The sequence below is a fragment of the Mycoplasma sp. NEAQ87857 genome, from assembly GCF_009792315.1.
Taxonomy (GTDB): Bacteria; Bacillota_I; Bacilli_A; order Mycoplasmatales; family Metamycoplasmataceae; genus Mycoplasmopsis.
This window is the reverse complement of record NZ_CP045542.1, coordinates 371,706-389,949: the sequence shown is the minus strand read 5'-3', so window position 1 is coordinate 389,949 and position 18,244 is coordinate 371,706. Positions and strand designations below refer to the sequence as shown.

At 26.7% G+C, this 18,244-nt stretch carries 14 protein-coding genes; 3 read left to right on the top strand and 11 right to left on the bottom strand.

All coding sequences use genetic code 4. The annotated features are described in order from the left end of the window. Positions 1 to 10 precede the first annotated feature (10 nt). From rpmJ to secY, 5 genes are read right to left on the bottom strand one after another with little or no spacing between them, the layout of a single operon-like run. Positions 11 to 124 carry a 50S ribosomal protein L36 gene (gene rpmJ, locus GE118_RS01450; RefSeq protein WP_027333497.1) on the bottom strand — a complete coding sequence of 38 codons (114 nt, stop codon included), beginning with the start codon at positions 122 to 124 and terminating at the stop codon, positions 11 to 13. Positions 125 to 137: 13 nt separating this feature from the next. Next, entirely contained in the window at positions 138 to 353 is a 216-nt protein-coding gene (infA, locus tag GE118_RS01445; RefSeq protein ID WP_158763682.1) for a translation initiation factor IF-1, read from the bottom strand. After that, on the bottom strand, positions 354 to 1,100 hold the full coding sequence (map, locus tag GE118_RS01440) for a type I methionyl aminopeptidase (RefSeq protein WP_158763681.1): 747 nt from the start codon (positions 1,098 to 1,100) through the stop codon (positions 354 to 356). A gap of 60 nt (positions 1,101 to 1,160) precedes the next feature. Further along, positions 1,161 to 1,817, bottom strand: coding sequence for a nucleoside monophosphate kinase (locus GE118_RS01435; RefSeq protein WP_158763680.1), 657 nt, complete (start codon positions 1,815 to 1,817; stop codon positions 1,161 to 1,163). Further along, positions 1,811 to 3,223, bottom strand: a complete 1,413-nt coding sequence (gene secY, locus GE118_RS01430) for a preprotein translocase subunit SecY (protein WP_233262759.1) — start codon at positions 3,221 to 3,223, stop codon at positions 1,811 to 1,813. The genes GE118_RS01435 and secY overlap by 7 nt, the downstream gene beginning before the upstream one ends. Before the next feature lie 316 nt (positions 3,224 to 3,539). Here secY and gpmI point away from each other — a divergent pair, with 316 nt between their 5' ends. Next, positions 3,540 to 5,045: a 2,3-bisphosphoglycerate-independent phosphoglycerate mutase gene (gpmI, locus tag GE118_RS01425; protein ID WP_158763679.1), complete on the top strand. Its 1,506-nt coding sequence runs from the start codon at positions 3,540 to 3,542 to the stop codon at positions 5,043 to 5,045. A gap of 35 nt (positions 5,046 to 5,080) precedes the next feature. Here the strand turns inward: gpmI and GE118_RS01420 are convergent, their stop codons facing one another. The 5 genes from GE118_RS01420 to GE118_RS01400 all read right to left on the bottom strand — a co-directional run bounded on the left by GE118_RS01420 (position 5,081) and on the right by GE118_RS01400 (position 14,258). Continuing rightward, the gene (locus tag GE118_RS01420; protein ID WP_158763678.1) at positions 5,081 to 7,795 is read right to left on the bottom strand and encodes a cation-translocating P-type ATPase; all 2,715 of its coding nucleotides are present in this window, start codon (positions 7,793 to 7,795) and stop codon (positions 5,081 to 5,083) included. Positions 7,796 to 7,805: 10 nt separating this feature from the next. Beyond that, positions 7,806 to 8,861, bottom strand: coding sequence for a DUF3137 domain-containing protein (locus tag GE118_RS01415; protein WP_158763677.1), 1,056 nt, complete (start codon positions 8,859 to 8,861; stop codon positions 7,806 to 7,808). Between the two features lies 1 nt (position 8,862). Continuing rightward, entirely contained in the window at positions 8,863 to 10,128 is a 1,266-nt protein-coding gene (obgE, locus tag GE118_RS01410; protein WP_158763676.1) for a GTPase ObgE, read from the bottom strand. A gap of 71 nt (positions 10,129 to 10,199) precedes the next feature. Continuing rightward, complete coding sequence (gene secDF / locus GE118_RS01405) at positions 10,200 to 12,794, bottom strand: protein translocase subunit SecDF (RefSeq protein ID WP_158763675.1); 2,595 nt, start codon at positions 12,792 to 12,794, stop codon at positions 10,200 to 10,202. A 180-nt stretch (positions 12,795 to 12,974) separates the two neighbouring features. Beyond that, positions 12,975 to 14,258, bottom strand: coding sequence for a hypothetical protein (locus tag GE118_RS01400; protein WP_158763674.1), 1,284 nt, complete (start codon positions 14,256 to 14,258; stop codon positions 12,975 to 12,977). A 179-nt stretch (positions 14,259 to 14,437) separates the two neighbouring features. Here GE118_RS01400 and GE118_RS01395 point away from each other — a divergent pair, with 179 nt between their 5' ends. Both GE118_RS01395 and GE118_RS01390 read left to right on the top strand, forming a co-directional pair. After that, entirely contained in the window at positions 14,438 to 16,318 is a 1,881-nt protein-coding gene (locus tag GE118_RS01395) for a ribonuclease J (RefSeq protein WP_158763673.1), read from the top strand. A gap of 212 nt (positions 16,319 to 16,530) precedes the next feature. Next, the gene (locus GE118_RS01390; RefSeq protein ID WP_158763672.1) at positions 16,531 to 16,959 is read left to right on the top strand and encodes a hypothetical protein; all 429 of its coding nucleotides are present in this window, start codon (positions 16,531 to 16,533) and stop codon (positions 16,957 to 16,959) included. 54 nt (positions 16,960 to 17,013) lie between these two features. Here the strand turns inward: GE118_RS01390 and GE118_RS01385 are convergent, their stop codons facing one another. Next, the gene (locus tag GE118_RS01385; protein WP_158763671.1) at positions 17,014 to 18,186 is read right to left on the bottom strand and encodes a Fic family protein; all 1,173 of its coding nucleotides are present in this window, start codon (positions 18,184 to 18,186) and stop codon (positions 17,014 to 17,016) included. Between the last annotated feature and the right edge of the window lie 58 nt (positions 18,187 to 18,244).

Sequence of the window (18,244 nt, the reverse complement as noted above, 5' to 3'; positions counted from 1 at the left end):
TTCCTTTCAATTACCCTTGTCTTTGTTTATGCTTTGGTAAAGCACAAATTACACGAATAACACCTTTACGTTTGATGATTTTACAATCTTTACACATTTTTTTAACACTTGCTCTAACTTTCATTTGTTCTCCTTAATTATTTGTGACGATAGCTAATACGTCCTTGAGTTAAATCATAAGGACTTATTTCTACATCAACAGTATCACCTGGTAAAATACGAATATGGTTAATTCTCATTTTACCTGAAACATGAGCTTTTACAGTTAATCCGTTTTCTAATTCAACTGAGTATAAATCTGTTGAATAAACTTCTTTAACTACACCTTTTATTTTAATAGCGTCTTTAGCCAATTAAATTCCTTTCGTAAGGACAATACCCTTACCATTTTTGATTAAAATTGTATGTTCATAATGAGCGGTGTTTGAACCATCTCTTGAAACAACAGTTCAACCATCGTTTAACATCTTAATTCCTGGTGTTTGTGTGATCATAGGTTCAATACAAATCACCATTCCGTCTTTTAATAATGGACCAGTTTTTGGTCTTCCATCATTTGGAACATTAGGATCTTCATGTAAAGCTTTACCTATTCCATGACCACAAAATTCATCAGGTGTATATAAATTATGTTGTTTAATATATTGACCAATAGCATATGACACATCACCAACTCTAGCACCTTTTTTAATAGCGTTTAATCCTGCTAAAAAAGCACCTTTGGCTACATCAATAATTTTTTGGTCACTTTCGCTAATAGTACCAACACCTTTGGTGAAAGCACTATCACTATGATATCCTTGATAAATGCAACCTAAATCAACACTTACAAGATCTCCATCTTTAACAATGTAATCACTTGGGATACCATGGATCAATTCATCATTTACAGATATACAAGCTGTTGCTGGAAAGCCATATAAACCTAAAAAAGCAGGTTTAGCTCCTCGCTTTATTATTTCTTTAAAAGCTAATTGATCAATTTCTTTTAAAGAAACTCCTGGTCTTACAAAGTCATAAACTACTTGTTTAACTTCTGCCAAGATTTTGCAACTAATTGTAATTTTATTAATTTCATCTTTTGATTTAATATGAATCATTAATTTTTCCTTTTTTTTAATTATTTAAAATAAAAAAATGTAAGTACCTGTAAAAAGTACTTATATTTTACCATTGTTTTGAATTATTTCTAATACTTTTTTAGCAACATTTTGAGGTGTGTCTGAAGCATCTACAATAATCAATTCATTATTATTTTGATAGTAATTTAATAATGGAGCAGTTTGCTCTTTATAAACATTTAAACGGTGAATAACTCTTTCAGGAGAATCATCTTCACGTAAGATTAAATCACTGTTATCTTTATCACATTTACCACTTACTACTGGTGGTTTAAACTTAATGTGATATCCTTCATTACATGCTGGACAAGTTCTTCTACCACTTAATCTTTCAATAACAGCATCTTGATCAACTCTTAATTCAATAACTAAGAAATTGTAATTATCTAAGCTTTTTAAAAATTTAGCTTGATCAATAGTTCTTGGATAACCATCAAGAATGAAATGTTTGTTTTCTTGATTTAATTTTGTGATTGCATTTTTAACAATTGCATTTGTTATATCATCAGGAACATATCCACCAGTTGAAACAATTTCTTTAACTTGTAATCCTAATGGAGTTTGATTAGATATTTCTTGACGAAATATATTACCTGTTGATAAATGATATAAATCAGTTTCAGAAGTTAAAATACTTGCAACTGTACCTTTTCCAGCACCAGGTTGTCCCATAAAAATAATATTTTTTTCTATCATAATAACCCTTCGTGTTTATTATCTTCATTTGAAGATTCTAAGTAAGTTGTGGTATTACGTTTAGCTTTAGCTAATTTATTTGATTTTCTTCTTGCTTGTAATTGTCCTATAGTTTCTAATGATACTGAAACTAAAATCATTAATGATGTTCCACCAAAAGAAATTGCTTGAGGTAAAATACCAGTCATAATTTCAACAAATTGCATACTTCCTAAAATCAATAAATAAATTGATGAAAAGACACTTAATCTAAATACAATTGCAATCAAATAATCTTGAGTTTCTTCTCCAGGTCTAACTCCTGGGATAAAGGTTGAATTTTTAGCAAAATCTTCTGCTATTTTATCAACTTTAGATTGCTGAATTCCCATAATTAAGGAGAAAACAAAAATAATCACCATTAATAATGAAAATCCAATTGGTTTAGTAAATTGTAAGTTTTCTAAAATTCAAGCTCTTGAAGCATTAGTATTTGGTAGTAAATTAGCTATCATAGTTGGAAATGATAGAACCATCATCGCAAAAATGATTGGCATAATACCTGCTGGGTTTAATTTAATAGGTAATTTACCCATTTCTTTTAAACTCTTAGATCTACCAGCTCCAATTTGTTGAATTGGAATATGTCTTTCAGCTACATAAACTATTGCAATAATCATAATTACTACTAAATAAATAGCTAAATAAGTTACAAAATTAATTACACCAACTAAAGTACCATTAGATTCAGTACCACCTTCAACATAAGTTCTAAAAGCAGTTTGGAATTGAAAAGGTAATCTAGCAGCTATACCAGTAAAAATAATTAAACTAGTTCCATTACCTATTCCTTTATTTGTAATTTGTTCTGATAAAAATAAAGCAAATAAAGATCCAGCAACTAAAATCATAGGCAAAATAAAATATGCCATAGCTGTTTCAGAAAAAATAGAATTTGCTGGTAATGTGATTTGAATAAATGCAGAAGTTCCTGCAGCTAATGATTTAGTTAAAAATATAGCTTGTGGAAAAGCAATTGCTAAAGTCATTAAACGAGTAATGATGTTGATTTTTCTTCTTCCTTGAGGTCCACTTTGACTAAGTTTATGAATTGGAGGAAAAATCTTAGATTGTAAAATCATCATAATCAATGAAGCATTAATAAAAGGACTTATCCCTAAAGCAAAAAGTGAGAATTGACGTAATCCACCACCACCTATTAGGTTTAAGGTGTTTAAAAATGCATTTTCTGATAATGCATTAAAATTACTTACTTTAATATAAGGAGCTGTGATTGTTGTACCAATAATAAATATGATTAAAAGTAATGATGTATAAAAGAATTTTTTAACCAGTGCTTTGGTTGCTCAAAAATCAATTCATTTATTCCGTAAATGATAGAAAAATTTTGATAGATTATAAACCACTATTCACTCCTTTTTGTTTAAAAATAATATTTTAAATTTAACTTTTCAATTATACAACAATTATCTAAAATAATACACATTGCTAGAGATATCTTTAATGCTGTATTATTTAGCTTTTAGTTTTATAATTTAATTAAATTAAAATTATGCTTTATAAAACCAACAAAATAAATTAAAAATAATTTTGTTAGCAGTAAAAAATTAATATTTAAAAAATATAAAGTTTTATAAATATCATATAATAAAAAGTATATTTTATTATTTAATAAAATTTATAATTAATTTTAATAATTAAATAATTAATGAAAGGAAACTTATGAAAAAGACAATTTTAATTGTTATTGATGGATTAGGTCTTAGAAAAGAAACTCAAGGTAATGGGTTTGCTTTAGCAGATACACCTATGTTTGATCAACTTTTTAAGGAATATCCAAATAGTGTTATTCAAGCTAGTGGAGAATTTGTAGGTCTTCCAGCAGGTCAAATGGGAAACTCAGAAGTTGGACATTTAAACATTGGTGCTGGAACTGTGGTTTATACAGGATTATCATTAATTAAAAAAGCACTTAATGATGGAACCTTTAGAAAAAATTATGCATTTTTAGAAGCTTTTAATGATGTTAAAGAAAAAGATGCAACATTACATGTAATGGGATTATTATCTCCTGGAGGAGTTCATTCATTAGAAGATCACTTATTTGAAGTGTTAAAAGCAGCTCATGAAAATGGTGTAAAAAATGTTTCAGTGCATGTTTTTGGAGATGGTAGAGATGTTGCTCCTAAATCAATTGAAAGTTCAATCGAAAAACTTCAAGCATTATGTGATGAATATAAATATAATATTGCATCAATTAGTGGTAGATTTTACGCTATGGACCGTGATAAAATGTTTGATAGAGTTGAAAAAGCTTATGAAGCAATTTTAGGAAATAGTGATAGTAAATTCACTTCAGCTTTAGATTATGTTAAAGCTCAATATAATGAAGGAATTACAGATGAATTCTTTGTTCCTGCAGTAAATGCTAATTTAGATAAAAGTGCATTTGCTAAAGATGGAGATAGCATTATCTTCTTTAACTTCCGCCCTGATAGAGCAAGACAATTAACTCACTTATTTATTGGTTCACCATTATATGATAACCAACCTACTCATCCAGTAAAAATTAGTAAATTTGTATCAATGATGAAATACGAAGGAATTGATACAATTATTGCTTTTGATGAAATGGAAGTATCAATGCCTATTGGTAGAGTTTTAGAATTAGCTAATAAATCTCAACTTAGATTAGCTGAAACTCAAAAATATGCTCATGTTACTTACTTTATGGATGGAGGAAATGATATTGAGTTTAAAAACTCACATAGAATTATGGTCCCATCATTAAAAGTTGAAAGTTATGCAGATGCTCCAAAAATGTCAGCAAAAGAAATTACAGATGAATTATTAGCTAATGCTAAAAATTATGATCTAACAATTATGAACTTTGCTAACCCTGATATGGTTGGACATACAGGAAATTTAAAATCAACTATTCAAGCAGTAAGCTTTTTAGATACTCAAATTAGAAGAATTGTTGAATTTGCTGAAGCAAATGATTTAACAGTATTTATTACTGCTGATCATGGAAATGCTGAAATTACTGAAGATGCTAATGGAAAACCAGCAACTAAACATACCTCTAGTCCTGTTATGTTAATTTGTACCGATAAAAATGTTAAATTAAAAGACGGTAAATTAGCTAACATTGCCCCTACAGTTTTAGATTATATAGGAGTAGCTAAACCTAAAGAAATGGATGAAGAATCTTTATTAATTAAATAATAAAAAAATTAGGTAAATAATATTACCTAATTTTTTTATTCAAAACTTGCTTTAATTTCTTTATAAGCTATTATTCCTTTTTTGAATTCTTCAATAATTAATAAACCAAATCCTAATACAATAGGAACTAATGCATAAACTGCTAAATATTGATTATTTAATACATCATACATTCCAAAAGCAGTATTAATTCCTGGAATAAATGCTGCAAATAAAATTAAGACAAAGCTTGATAATGAAGCTAAATAAACTAATTTATATTTAGTTACTCCACAACGATAAATATTATTTTTACTCATTAAATTTAATGCATTAATACTTGATCCAATACCTAAAGTAATAAAACAAGCGGTAGAAGTTAGTTTAACAAAATCTTCCCCAATAATTAAATTAGCTTTAGCAATTAAACCAACAATTAAATATGATAATAATGAAAAGAAAGTAAGAATTAAACTATGTATCATTAATTTTTTACCCATTCCATTAGCAAAAATGCTGTCATATTTATTAAATGGTTTACGTTTCATTACATCTTCATCATTTGGTGTCATACCTAAAGCAATTGCTGGAAGTCCATGAGTTAATAAATTAATTCATAATAATTGAGCTGCTGAAAGGATAATAAATTCCGATGTACTAATTTGATCTTTAAAAATAAATCTAAATAAAAATAGTCCAATCATCATTACAAAAATTTCAACAACTGAAGATACTAAAAGGTTTAAGATAACTGATTTAATCCGATCAAAGGTTTCTCTACCACTTTTAATACCTTTAACAATGGTATTAAAATTATCATCAGTTAATATAACATCTGCAGCTTGTTTAGAAACATCAGTTCCTGTTATTCCCATAGCACAACCAAGATCTGCAGCTTTTAATGCTGGAGCATCATTAACACCATCTCCTGTCATAGCTACAACTTGATTATGATATTGTCAAGCTTTAACAATTCTTAATTTATCTGTTGGAGTTACTCTAGCATAAACTGAAATATGTTTAACTTTTTCTCTTAATTCTTCATCACTCATAGTAGCTAATTCACTACCAGTTAATGCTACATCTTTAACATTATAAATACCTAAGTTTTTTGCAATAGCTACAGCAGTAGTTAAATGATCACCTGTAATCATTATTGTTTTAACTCCTGCTTGTTTAGCTTCAAGAATACTTTGTTTAACATTTTCTCTTGGAGGATCCATTAAAGCAATTAACCCTAAACAAGTTAAATTATTTTCATCTTCAATGCTAATAGTTGAATGATTTGAAACTTTTTTATAAGCAACAGCAAGTACTCTATAAGCTTGTTTTGATCATTTTTCAACCATTTGATACTCATGTTCAGAAGCATTAATTGATTTAGCTAAAATCACATCTGGAGCACCTTTGGTGATAATTAATTGTTCTTTATCGTTTAATTTAACCAAAATTGACATTGCTTTTCTAGTACTATCAAATGGTAAAGAATCTAATTTTTGATATTTATCAAAAAACATTTGACTAGTATTATTATTTTCAATTCCAAAACGTAAAATACCTGTTTCAGTAGCATCACCTACTTCAATATATTCATTTTTTTCATTTACAGTAACATCAGCATCACAACAAGCTACAAACGCACCTAAAGCCATTGAGTTTTCTAAATCACTTTGAGGTTTTAATACATCATAAAACTCAACAACTGACATTTTATTTTGAGTTAAAGTACCAGTTTTATCTGAACAGATAATATTAGTTGAACCAAAGGTTTCAACTGTAGAAAATGCTTTAATAATAACATTTTCTTTAGTCATTCTACTTACCCCAATAGCTAATAAAACTGTGGTAAAAGTAATTAAACCTTCAGGGATAGCAGCTACAGCTAATGAAATACCTATAACCATAGCATTAGTATATACTTCAGGTTTATTTCATATTCCACTAAAAGCATTAGTTAATACAATTTGAAGTATCATTGAAACAAACAATAATACAACTCCTGAAATACCAAAAATTTTACTTAATTTATTAAGTTTAATTTGTAATGGACTTAAAGTAGCTTCTTGTTCATTAACTAATGAGTTAATTTTTCCTAATTCAGTTTTATCTCCAGTAGCAGTAACTACTGCATAAGCTTTTCCTGAAACTACATAAGTACCTGAATAAATCATATTAACTCTATCACCTAAAGCTAGTTTATGATGATTAGAATTATCTAAAGCTTGTTTATATACAGCTTGAGATTCTCCTGTAAGTGCAGATTCTACTACTGAAAAGGTATATGAATCAATAATTTTAGCATCAGCACAAATAGCATCTCCTGCTTCTACTACTAATAAATCACCTACTACTACTTCATGTGAAGGGATAATCATAATTTGATTATCTCTAATTACTTTAGCATTTAATTCATTTGATTTTTCTAAAGCAGTAACTGCTTGATTACTTTTAATTTCTTGATAAGTACCAAGAAGTGAGTTTAATACTACTACAATTAAGATAATAAATGGTTGTACAAAATCTACAATTGTATTAGCTGTGGTTATTCTACCATTAGCAAAATAATTATAAATAGCTACAATGAATGAAATTACTGCAGCTATTAATAATAAAATGATCATAAAATCTTTAAATTGATCTAAAAACATCTTCCATACACTTTTGGTTTGATGTTTTTTTAATACATTAGGTCCATCTTGTAATAATCTTTGTTTAGCTTCATTACTTGATAGACCTTGCATTTGCGATTCTATTGTTGTATTTTCTTCCATAAAATCCTTTCTAGTCTAAATATAACGGTATAAAAAGATATGCAATAATATAATAATAAGTAAAGACATCTACAATAATATCTTTTAAAATTTTGCTTTCTATTTTTTCTTTTTTACTAGACATTGGTACATCAATATTTAAAAATCCACTATCTGGAGTTAAAAATGAAGCATAAACTGTATCATTGTGTGAAACAATTCCTAAATTAAAACTTGCTTGGTTTTTACGATTTTGTGCATAATGTTTTACTGTGTTCTCCATTGCTAAAGGAGTATACATTTTACGTGCTTCTAACTCATTATCTGAGTATAATTGCATTATTTTATTAAACTCATTATTTTCTAATTTAATTTTTTTACCATTAACACAGTTTCGACTAAACATACCAAAGTTAAAATTCTTACTTTTAGACTTTGAAGTATCAATTTTTAATAAAGTTGCATAATAATGTTTCTTTTCTTCTCTATCTTTAGTACGATAAACATATTCTCAAATTACATTTTGACTACAAATTGGATATTTGTTATCAATGTCAAAGTATGATTTTTTACTAGTACGAATAATTTTAGCAGTACTTTCTACGGTTGAAGGGCGATATCAATCATGTTCTTTAATATTAATGTCTACACTATTAAAATCCAAATTATTATCAGCATAAGTAATTGAATTTCCATGATAATGGAATGCTTGATCAATAATTTGTAATATCTTATTATATATTTCTACACTATTTAAATTTCTTTGAATTTGTTTACTTAGATAATTAGCTGTTTTACGATAACTTATTAAAAAAACAGTTGTAACAATTAATGCAATTGCTGAAATTGCAGTAAATACTATCATTGCTATTGAATTAAAAGTAATTAATGAAACTATTGCACCAATTAAAAAAGAAGCTAAAAAGACTGATAACGAAATGATTATACGAGTCTTATTAACTTTTAATTGTTGAGCAATTTTAGGAGTAAAAGCATTAGCCACTTCTTGCTTTACAGTTGATTGAAGTATAGATTTAGCTTGATTAGTAAATTCATTAAAACTAAAGCTATCTCTTACATATTGCATATTACTCTTCATCCTCTCATTGGAATTGAAGTCCATAAATAGATACAGTATCTCCTACTTGAATCCCTTTTCTAACCAATTCTTCTCATACACCAATTTTTTTAAGTATATTATTAAATCTAACTAAGTTATCATAAGTACCAATTGGAATTTTATGATAAAGTTCTTCAACTTTTTTACCACTAACTTCATAATAACCTTTGAATGGTGAAAAAATTTCATAATCAGGTTCAAATTCAATTACTTTAATTTCTTCAGCTTCATTTTCAATTGGTTGAAGGTTAGATTCAGAAATCATTTTTCACATTGCCGCTTTTACTGGTTCAATGTTTTTATGATTAATAGCTGAAATAGGAATAATTTCTATTTCAGGATATTTAGTTTTAAACTTAGCTAAATGTTGATCAAAATGTTCTAAGTCACTTTTGTTAGCAATAACTAATTGTGGTTTATTTTCTAGTTTTAAATTGTAATTTTTAATTTCTTGACAAATTGTTTCATAATCTTCAATTGGATCTTTTTCTTCAGAACCAAAGTCAATAATATGAGCAACTACTCTACAACGTTCAATGTGTTTTAAGAATTGGATTCCTAATCCTTTACCTAATGATGCACCTTTAATTAATCCAGGTAAATCAGCTACAGTAAATGAATTATCATGGAATGAAACCATTCCTAATTGAGGTACTAAAGTAGTGAATTCATATTCTGCTACTTTGGCTTTAGCATTAGAAACAATGTTTAAGAAAGTTGATTTTCCTGCTGAAGGTTTTCCAATTAATCCAACATCTGAAAGAATTTTTAACACAATGTGAGCTTCAAATTTTTCTCCAGGCATTCCATTTTCACAAATTCTAGGAGCGGTATTTTTAGCGGTTTTGAATTTATTATTACCTCTACCACCTTTACCACCTTTCGCAATTAAATATGGAACATCAGGTTCTATTACATCAGCAATTAATTTTTTACCATTGTAAACTAAAGTACCAATAGGAACTTTGATATAAGTATGTTTTGCATTAGCTCCATAAAGGTTTTTAGGTCCCCCTTTAACTCCATCTTCTGCAACTATATGTTTATTTTTGTAAAAGCTTAATAGTGTATTTTTTCCTAAATCACCTACAAAGTAGATGTTTCCTCCATTTCCACCATCTCCGCCATCAGGTCCACCTTTGTCAACATGAGCTTCTCTACGGAATGAAATCATTCCATCTCCACCTTTTCCAGCTTGCACCATAATCTTAACTTCGTCGATAAATTTTGCCATAAAACTCCTTTTTTTATTGTTAATATATTATATAAAAATTTATTAGAAAAACAGTCAATGAAATTGACTGTTTATGCTACATAATCATTAATTCCATTAAATGTTTGTTCTTCTGGATTATTAATATTTCAATAACCACTTTCGATTCTTTTTCTAATTCCTTTTTGACGTAAGTTTTCAACTTTACTTCAGAATCATGTACAAATAAAGATTGATGAATAAACTCCAATTGTAATACCAAATAGCATAACAATGTTAAATGTAAAGTCTGTAGCATTTTGGAAGCATAATAACACTACAATTGCAAAAATAGTTGTAAATGAAGTATATAAACTTCTTTTTAATGTTTCAGCAATTGAAGTATTTACAATGTGTTTAATATCTTCTTTAGTTAGAATCTTTTTAACATATTGGGTATTAATTGTTTCACGAATTTTATCAAAAGTAACTACCGTATCATTGATACTTAAACCTAAAATTGATAACATTGCAGCTACTACTATACTTGATACTTGTAATCTTGTGATTACAATAAAAGCAACTACCATTAAAAAGTCATGAATTAAACCAATAATTGCAGCAAATGAGAATGTTCAGCTCATTCTTAATAATAAATAAAGCACAATTCCAATAAAACTAATTGATATTGCAATAGTTGCATTTTGAACAATGTGATTTGCTTCTGTAATTGACACAGTTCTAGGTAAAATTACAAAGTTTAAGTTTAAGTTTGGAATAGTATCAATAGTTGCGGTTAATAAACTATTGATATTAGGTTTAATAGCTTCGGCAATAGTTTGGTTAGTTTTAATTAATAAAATATAACTATCTTGATTATTAATTTGTAATGACTTGTTAATTGAAATAATGTGATTAATATTAGTTAAATTTAAAGGATTTTGCTCAATAATAGCTTGCTTGATTTTGCTTGCGGTTTCAAAATCTAAAGCTTTAGTATCTCCACTAGGAGCAATTGTGATATATGTTCCACCACTAAATTCAATACTTCTATTTACTCCAGCTCAAAAATCATTAGCTTTAATAGATAATGAAGCAAAAATAATAACTGAAATTAAGATAAAAATCATAGACCCTAAAGCAAATCATTTTGATTGTTTTAAAAAGTCATTTCTTTCAATTACTGCACCTAATTTAGTTTTATTATTAATGTATTTTTTTCTAATTCCTAATAAATAAGTTCTATTGTCAAAAAATCCACTATTAACTATTAATGTTGCTAAAGATCTTTGGAAAACTAACATTACTAAAAGAGTAAATAATACCGATAGTACTAAAATAATACTAAACCCTTTAACATTGATAGTTCCAAAATAGAACAAGATAAACCCAACAATAATAGTGGTGATATTAGCATCCATAATTGATGACAATGATTGTCGATTTGAGTTTTTATAGGACTTTCTAAACGAATCACCTTGATACACTTGTCGTTTTAGTCTTTCATAAGTAATAACATTAGCATCAACACTAATACCAATTCCAATAATTAATGCCGCAAGTGTTGAAGGAGAATATTCGCCTCTTAAAACACTAAACATTAATAAGGTTAAAAAGATGTATAAAGCCATACTAATAGTACTTAATGCACCTAATAAACCATAATTAATGATCATAAATAATGCTATAGCACTAAAAATAACTATTCCAGCAATCATTGCATAATTGAATGAATTTTGATTCTTTGATGAATCAATATAGTTAGTTTGTTCAATATTCAATGAATAATTACTTAATCCAAAAGTAATTCCAGTAGCTAATTTAGTTGCTGTAGTTTGATTAAAACTACCATTAATTACAGTTTTATCACTATCAATCCCTTGTTGAACTGAAGGATCTGAAATTAAATAATCTTTAGCTTTAATTTGATGTTCTTTTAAAGGATTATTAGCCATTTCATCAATATGAATAAAGTTTCATAAATTAAAGTTAGCTTTAGCTCATTGATCTGGAAATTCATCTTGAGCTTTTTTGATTAAATCATTAATGTTTAATCAAATTAACATCTTATTTTTACCCATTGGTAAACTTGCAATGTATGATGTAGCTTCAAATCATGCAGTTTTTGCAGAACTATCAGTTAAATCAATCAATACACTTCATTGACCAGTAGGTCCAATTTCAGCTTTAGCTGCTGAAAAAGGTGGAATTCATTTGTTGATGTTAGTTTGAAGCTCTAAAATTTGAGGTGCATCTTTAACAAAAGCAATTGTATCCCCTTCTTTTTGGAATAAAGGTCTCATTTCAGTGTCAGTAATAGTTAAAATTGGTTTATTAACTATTTCACGTTCAAATGATTTAAGTTCATCATTACTCAATGATCCACTACGAGTAATTCTTAAAACAGATTCACCTTGATTAGACACAGTAATACCGTTTAAACCAGTACCTCCGGTTAATCTATTTTGTAATGAATCTCTTACTGTATTAACTAAATTATCACTAGTTTTTTGATTAGAATCATCAGTTTTAACTTTAACTAATACTTCAACACCACCACCGTATTCAATTGATTTATTTACGTTTTTTGAAACATAAAAGAAGCTTCCAAAAACAATAACTAAAATAGTTGAAATAATGGTAATTGCACTAATAAAAAAACGTTTAAAATTTGTTAATTTAAATATTTTTTTTATTCAATTAATCATATTTAATTATAATACCATAATTTTGCCTTTTACCATTGTGTTTATTAGTTATTTTTAGCGAATTTTTCAAGCAAATTTAATCATTTTATTTTTGTTGATTAAACAAAAATAAACATTAAATTCATTTTCTTAAATAAGCAAAAAAACAAAAATTTCTGTCATAATGACAGAAATTTAAAATTAATATCCATAGCTACTTTTTACTATTAAAAATTTATGTTTTAATAGTTTTAACGGATGAATTAATGAGGTTAATAAATAAGTATATAAAGGTACAGCTACTAAAGATTTAATAATAATAGGAATCATAACTGCTATATATTTACTTTTAACATCAAAATTACTTGGAAATCTTCCTAGATACATATAGTATTTAATAAAAGCATAAGGACCTCAAATTCATCTTACAAACACTACTACACTAGTAGCTAAAGCAAATGAAATTACATAGTATAAAAGTTGTTCTTTTTGTTTTTTGAAAAACAAAAAGGTTAATATTCAAGTAATGATTAATGAAATTGCTGCAAGTATCATTAATAAAATACCAACTCATAATGAGATACTTCTTAATCCAAATACTTGGCTAATTTTAATTTTTCCATTTAATCCTGCAGCTGCTTGAGCTTGGAAAATAAATACTACTGTTAAACTAATAAAAGCTGCAATTAAAGCTAAATTAGAATAAATTACACTTACTGTTTTATTTTTCTCAAAAACATCAAAAAAGACTGAAGAATAAATAACTACCATTATAGGTACTAAAGCATAAGCTCAATATCAAGTTCCTAATCTTCCTGTGATTAATAAAATTAAAATATCTGAAGCTATTGCTAAAAAAGTTCCTTTAAAATACCTAAATAAATATGCAAAAATAATATAAAAAACATATTCAAAGTTTAAACCAATAAATTTAGCTAAAGTTAATCTAGTAATATAAGTAACTATGACAAAAATTCCCATTAAAATTCCACTAATTGCTATTTCACTAGTATTTAGACGTAAGTTTTTATTGATAAAACGATCAAAAGCATCATTTTGAAATACTTTAAGATATTTATCTAAATCAATATCACTTAATTCATTATTATCTTTAATATTTAAAGTAATATTTTTAAACAAATAAAATTGTTTAAAAATAAAAAATAAAATTGGGCTAATTCATAAAATATTTAAACCAAATTTATTTCAATATGAATTATTAGCCAATAATAATCTATTTAAAAGAATGTTATCTGAATAAAAAACACTATCAATATATCTAGTTAAGATTGATAATGTAATTAAAATCACCCCAGTAAATCCAATTAATAATTGCATTCCATAAGATTCAAAATCAACCTTAAAAGCAATTGTTCAAAAAGCAATTGCAAGCAATTCTAGAATAAAGCTGGTTAAAAAACTATTAAGTGATTTTTTGTTAAAAAATCGCTTTAAATCCTTATTTTGTGTTAATTTAATTTTCATAAAAACTATTATAACAATAAAGAAATAAAACAAATAAAGTTTTAAAATTTCTGTCTTTAGCAAGTTAAATTAATATATAAAATTAACTTTTACTTTATAATATAACAAGTTAATAATTTTTAAAATTATTTTCATTATACTTTTCACTATTATTAATTTTTAAACGGAAGAGAGAATTTATGAAACCAACTAAAATAGTTGCGTTAGGAGGAGTTGAAGAAATTGGTAAATCAACTCTCTTAATCGAACATGAAAATCATATTTTTATAATTGATGCTGGTATTAAATTTGCAGATACATTTAACTCAGGAGTTAAAGGTATCATTCCTAATTATGAATATCTTAATCAAAAAGGTAAAATCATTGAAGGATTATTTATTACCCACGGTCATGAAGACCACATTGGTGGAGTTGTTTATTTAGTTAAGCAAACTAAATTAAAAAGAATATATGCTCCAAGAATTGCAATCCAATATCTAAAGCTCAAATTTGAAGATCATAAGATCACAAAAAAAGTTGAATTTATTGAAATTAATAAAGCTGATGTATTTAAATTCCCGAATCATTGTAAAGTTGATTTTTGAACTGCTCAACACTCTATTCCTGATGCTTTTGGAGTAAGAGTAACTACCCCAAATGGTAGCATAATGTGTACTGGAGATTTTAGGTTTGATTATACTCCAATTGGTAATTACACTGATTTTGCTAGATTAGATCAAATTGGAAAAGAAGGTCTTACAGCTTTATTAAGTGATTCAACCAATGCTATGAGACCAAATCATTCACCTAGTGAAAGTGATATTTTAACTGATATTGAAAGACATATGAAAGAAGCTAAAAGAAAAATTATTATTACTTCTTTTGCTTCAAATTTAACTAGAGTTAAAGTTATTATTGAACTTGCAGCTAAGTTAAATAAAAAAGTTATTACTTTTGGTCGTTCAATGATTCAAGGGATTAAAATTGGTCGTAAATTAGGTTATATTAATGTTGGAAATGATGTTTTAATTGACAAAAAACAATTACCTAATGTCCCTGATAAAGATTTAGTAATTTTAACTACAGGTTCTCAAGGAGAACAACTTGCAGCTTTATCAAGAATGAGTTATGGTAAGCATGCTACTATTAAAATAACCAAAGGTGATGTGGTTATTTTCTCATCTAGCCCTATTCCAGGAAATAGAATGGTAGTAGAATTATTAATTAATCGTTTATATAAATTAGGAGCTATTATTAAAGAAAATGGTCCTGATGGATATTTACATACTTCAGGTCACGCTTATAAATGAGAGCATGATAAAATTTTCCAATTAACTAAACCTAAATATTTCTTACCTTATCATGGTGAATATCGTATGAGCATTGTGCATGGACAATCTGCTGTAGATAATGGTGTTGATCCAAATAATGTTTTAATTTTACGTAAGGGTGAAGTGTATCAAATGCTAAATAATACTATCACCAAAACTGATGAAAAAATTAACTTTGGACCAGTATATATTGATGGAAACACAGTTTTAACTACTTCAAATACCATTATTAAAGAAAGAGCTAGATTAAAAGATAGTGGTTTTGTTAATATTGTTTTTATTATTGACAAAAGTAAAAATGCAATCATAGGTCGTCCTCAAATTATTACTAGAGGAAGTTTCTTTGTTAAAACTTCTAAGAAGTTAATTGATGAAACTAAAAGAGTAACTCATGGTGCAGTTTTATACCACATTAAAAATACTAAAAATTGAACTAAAGAAGATATTGAAAAAATTATTATTGAACGTCTTGGTTCATTATTCTATAAAGAAAAAAGAAGAAATCCTATTATAGTTCCTACAATTATTTTTACCAACGAAAAACCTGATCGTGAATTTGCTAAATTGAAAATTCAATTCACTAATAATAAAACTGATGATGGTACAGTTAAAGATATAACAATTACTGAAGATGACCAACCTTCAAAAATTTCTAAAAAACAAAAAGATATTTTATCAAAAGTACATCGCTCAATTTTTGGAGATGTAGAAAATGATGATTTAGATATTGATGAAGAAGATGAAATTTAATTACAAAGACACTAATATTAGTGTCTTTTGTTTTATTTTTGATGCTTTAGGTACTAAAGGAACATAAAACGACATATTTGTCGTTTTATCATCTTATTATCGCTTGCGTTTTAATCTTTTGTAAAAGAATGCATAAGTTTAATATTTTTGTGTTAAATTAGTTTATTTTTAGTTCATTGTTATAAATTATTTATTTATAAATTGGAGCAACAATGGACAAGAAAATATTATTTGATCTACATCGAATGAATGCTCAGCTAGCAGATGGAGTTGAAAACTTCTCTAATGATACAAGCAAATATTGCTTACCAATTTTATTTTTAGATGAAGATTTAATCTTTGTAACTGCTACTGATAAAGATTCTGATGTCAATAACTTAGAAAACTGAATTAATTTATACACTAATGAGTTTGATTTACCATTTAAAATCAATTTAAACAACTATTATAGAATCGGAGTTAATACCTTTTTAGAAAATGCACATAATGTTCAACAACCATTATTCCAAATGCCATTAAGTGAATTTAATGAACTTCAGATTCTTGATACTGTGAATGTGATTTTAAGTGATGATGAAAACAAGGTTAAATTAATTTACATCCAACAAAGATATAAGGAAAATATAAATCAAACAGTATAAAAAAATTGAGATATGCTTAGTTATAAGTAATATCTCAATTTTTATTTTTAATTATTATTCTGTAGGTATAATTTCTGTTCCTTCTTTTAAGATTTCTATATATTCATAGTAGCTATAGACTTTATTTCTTTCTTGATTTTTATTAAGTTTAATAATAGCTAAATCTTTAAGTTTATTTATAGCTGAAGAAGCAGTATTATAAGTAATAGATAAATCAGCTGCAGTTTTAGTAATATCTATAACAGGATGAGCTTCTAGGTAATTAAAAATTTTAATAGCAGTTTCTTTAGTTCTTTTATTAAAATTTTGATCATTGATTTTAGTTAAATTAATATTTCTTAGTTTGATTAGTTCATCTATCGTTTCAATTGCATTTTTAGCACTAATATAAATACCATCTAAAAAGAACTTAATTCATTGCTCATAATCACCTGTTTGTCTAATTGTAGTCATTCTATCATAATATTCAATTCTGTGTTGTTTTAAGTAAAATGACATATATAAAGAAGGTGCTTTAATAATTTTCTTTTCTAATAAGTATAAAACAATTAATAATCTTCCAATTCGTCCATTGTCATCTAAAAATGGATGAATTGTTTCAAATTGATAATGAATTAAAGCAATCTTAATTAAATCATCCAATTGATCATCATTATTCATATATATTTCTAAATCAGATAAAGCTTGTTTCATATAATTTACATCTGGTGGTATAAATCTAGCAGTTTTAATAGTTGAATTAACTCCACCAATTCAATTTTGACTTCTACGAAATTCACCTGGGTGTTTATCCTTACCTCTAGTATTATCAAGTAATATTTTATGAACTTCTAAAAGCAACCTATTACATAATGGAAAGGTTTGCAATCTCTGTATAGCATAATTAGTAGCTTTAATATAATTAATTACTTCATCTACATCTAAATTAATGTTTTGACTGATATTGGAATCAAAAATATCTTCCAAAGTTGCTTGAGTACCTTCAATTTGAGAAGATAATAAAGCTTCTTTTTGCACATACATTGAAATAAATAAGTCCATATTAGGAATATAAGATGATCTATCATCTAATATTGCTAGAACTTTATAAGCATGAATTAATTTATTATACATCTCATCATCAATTTCTATTTCTGGTTTAGGTGGCAATTTTGATGGATGAAATGAATAATAAGTCATTTCGCCTGATAATTGCTTACTTCATTTTCCTGCTCTTTCGTTGTTCATAATACCCTCTTTTTTGAAATACTAATATAATTTTATCACTCTTATTTCAAAAAAATAT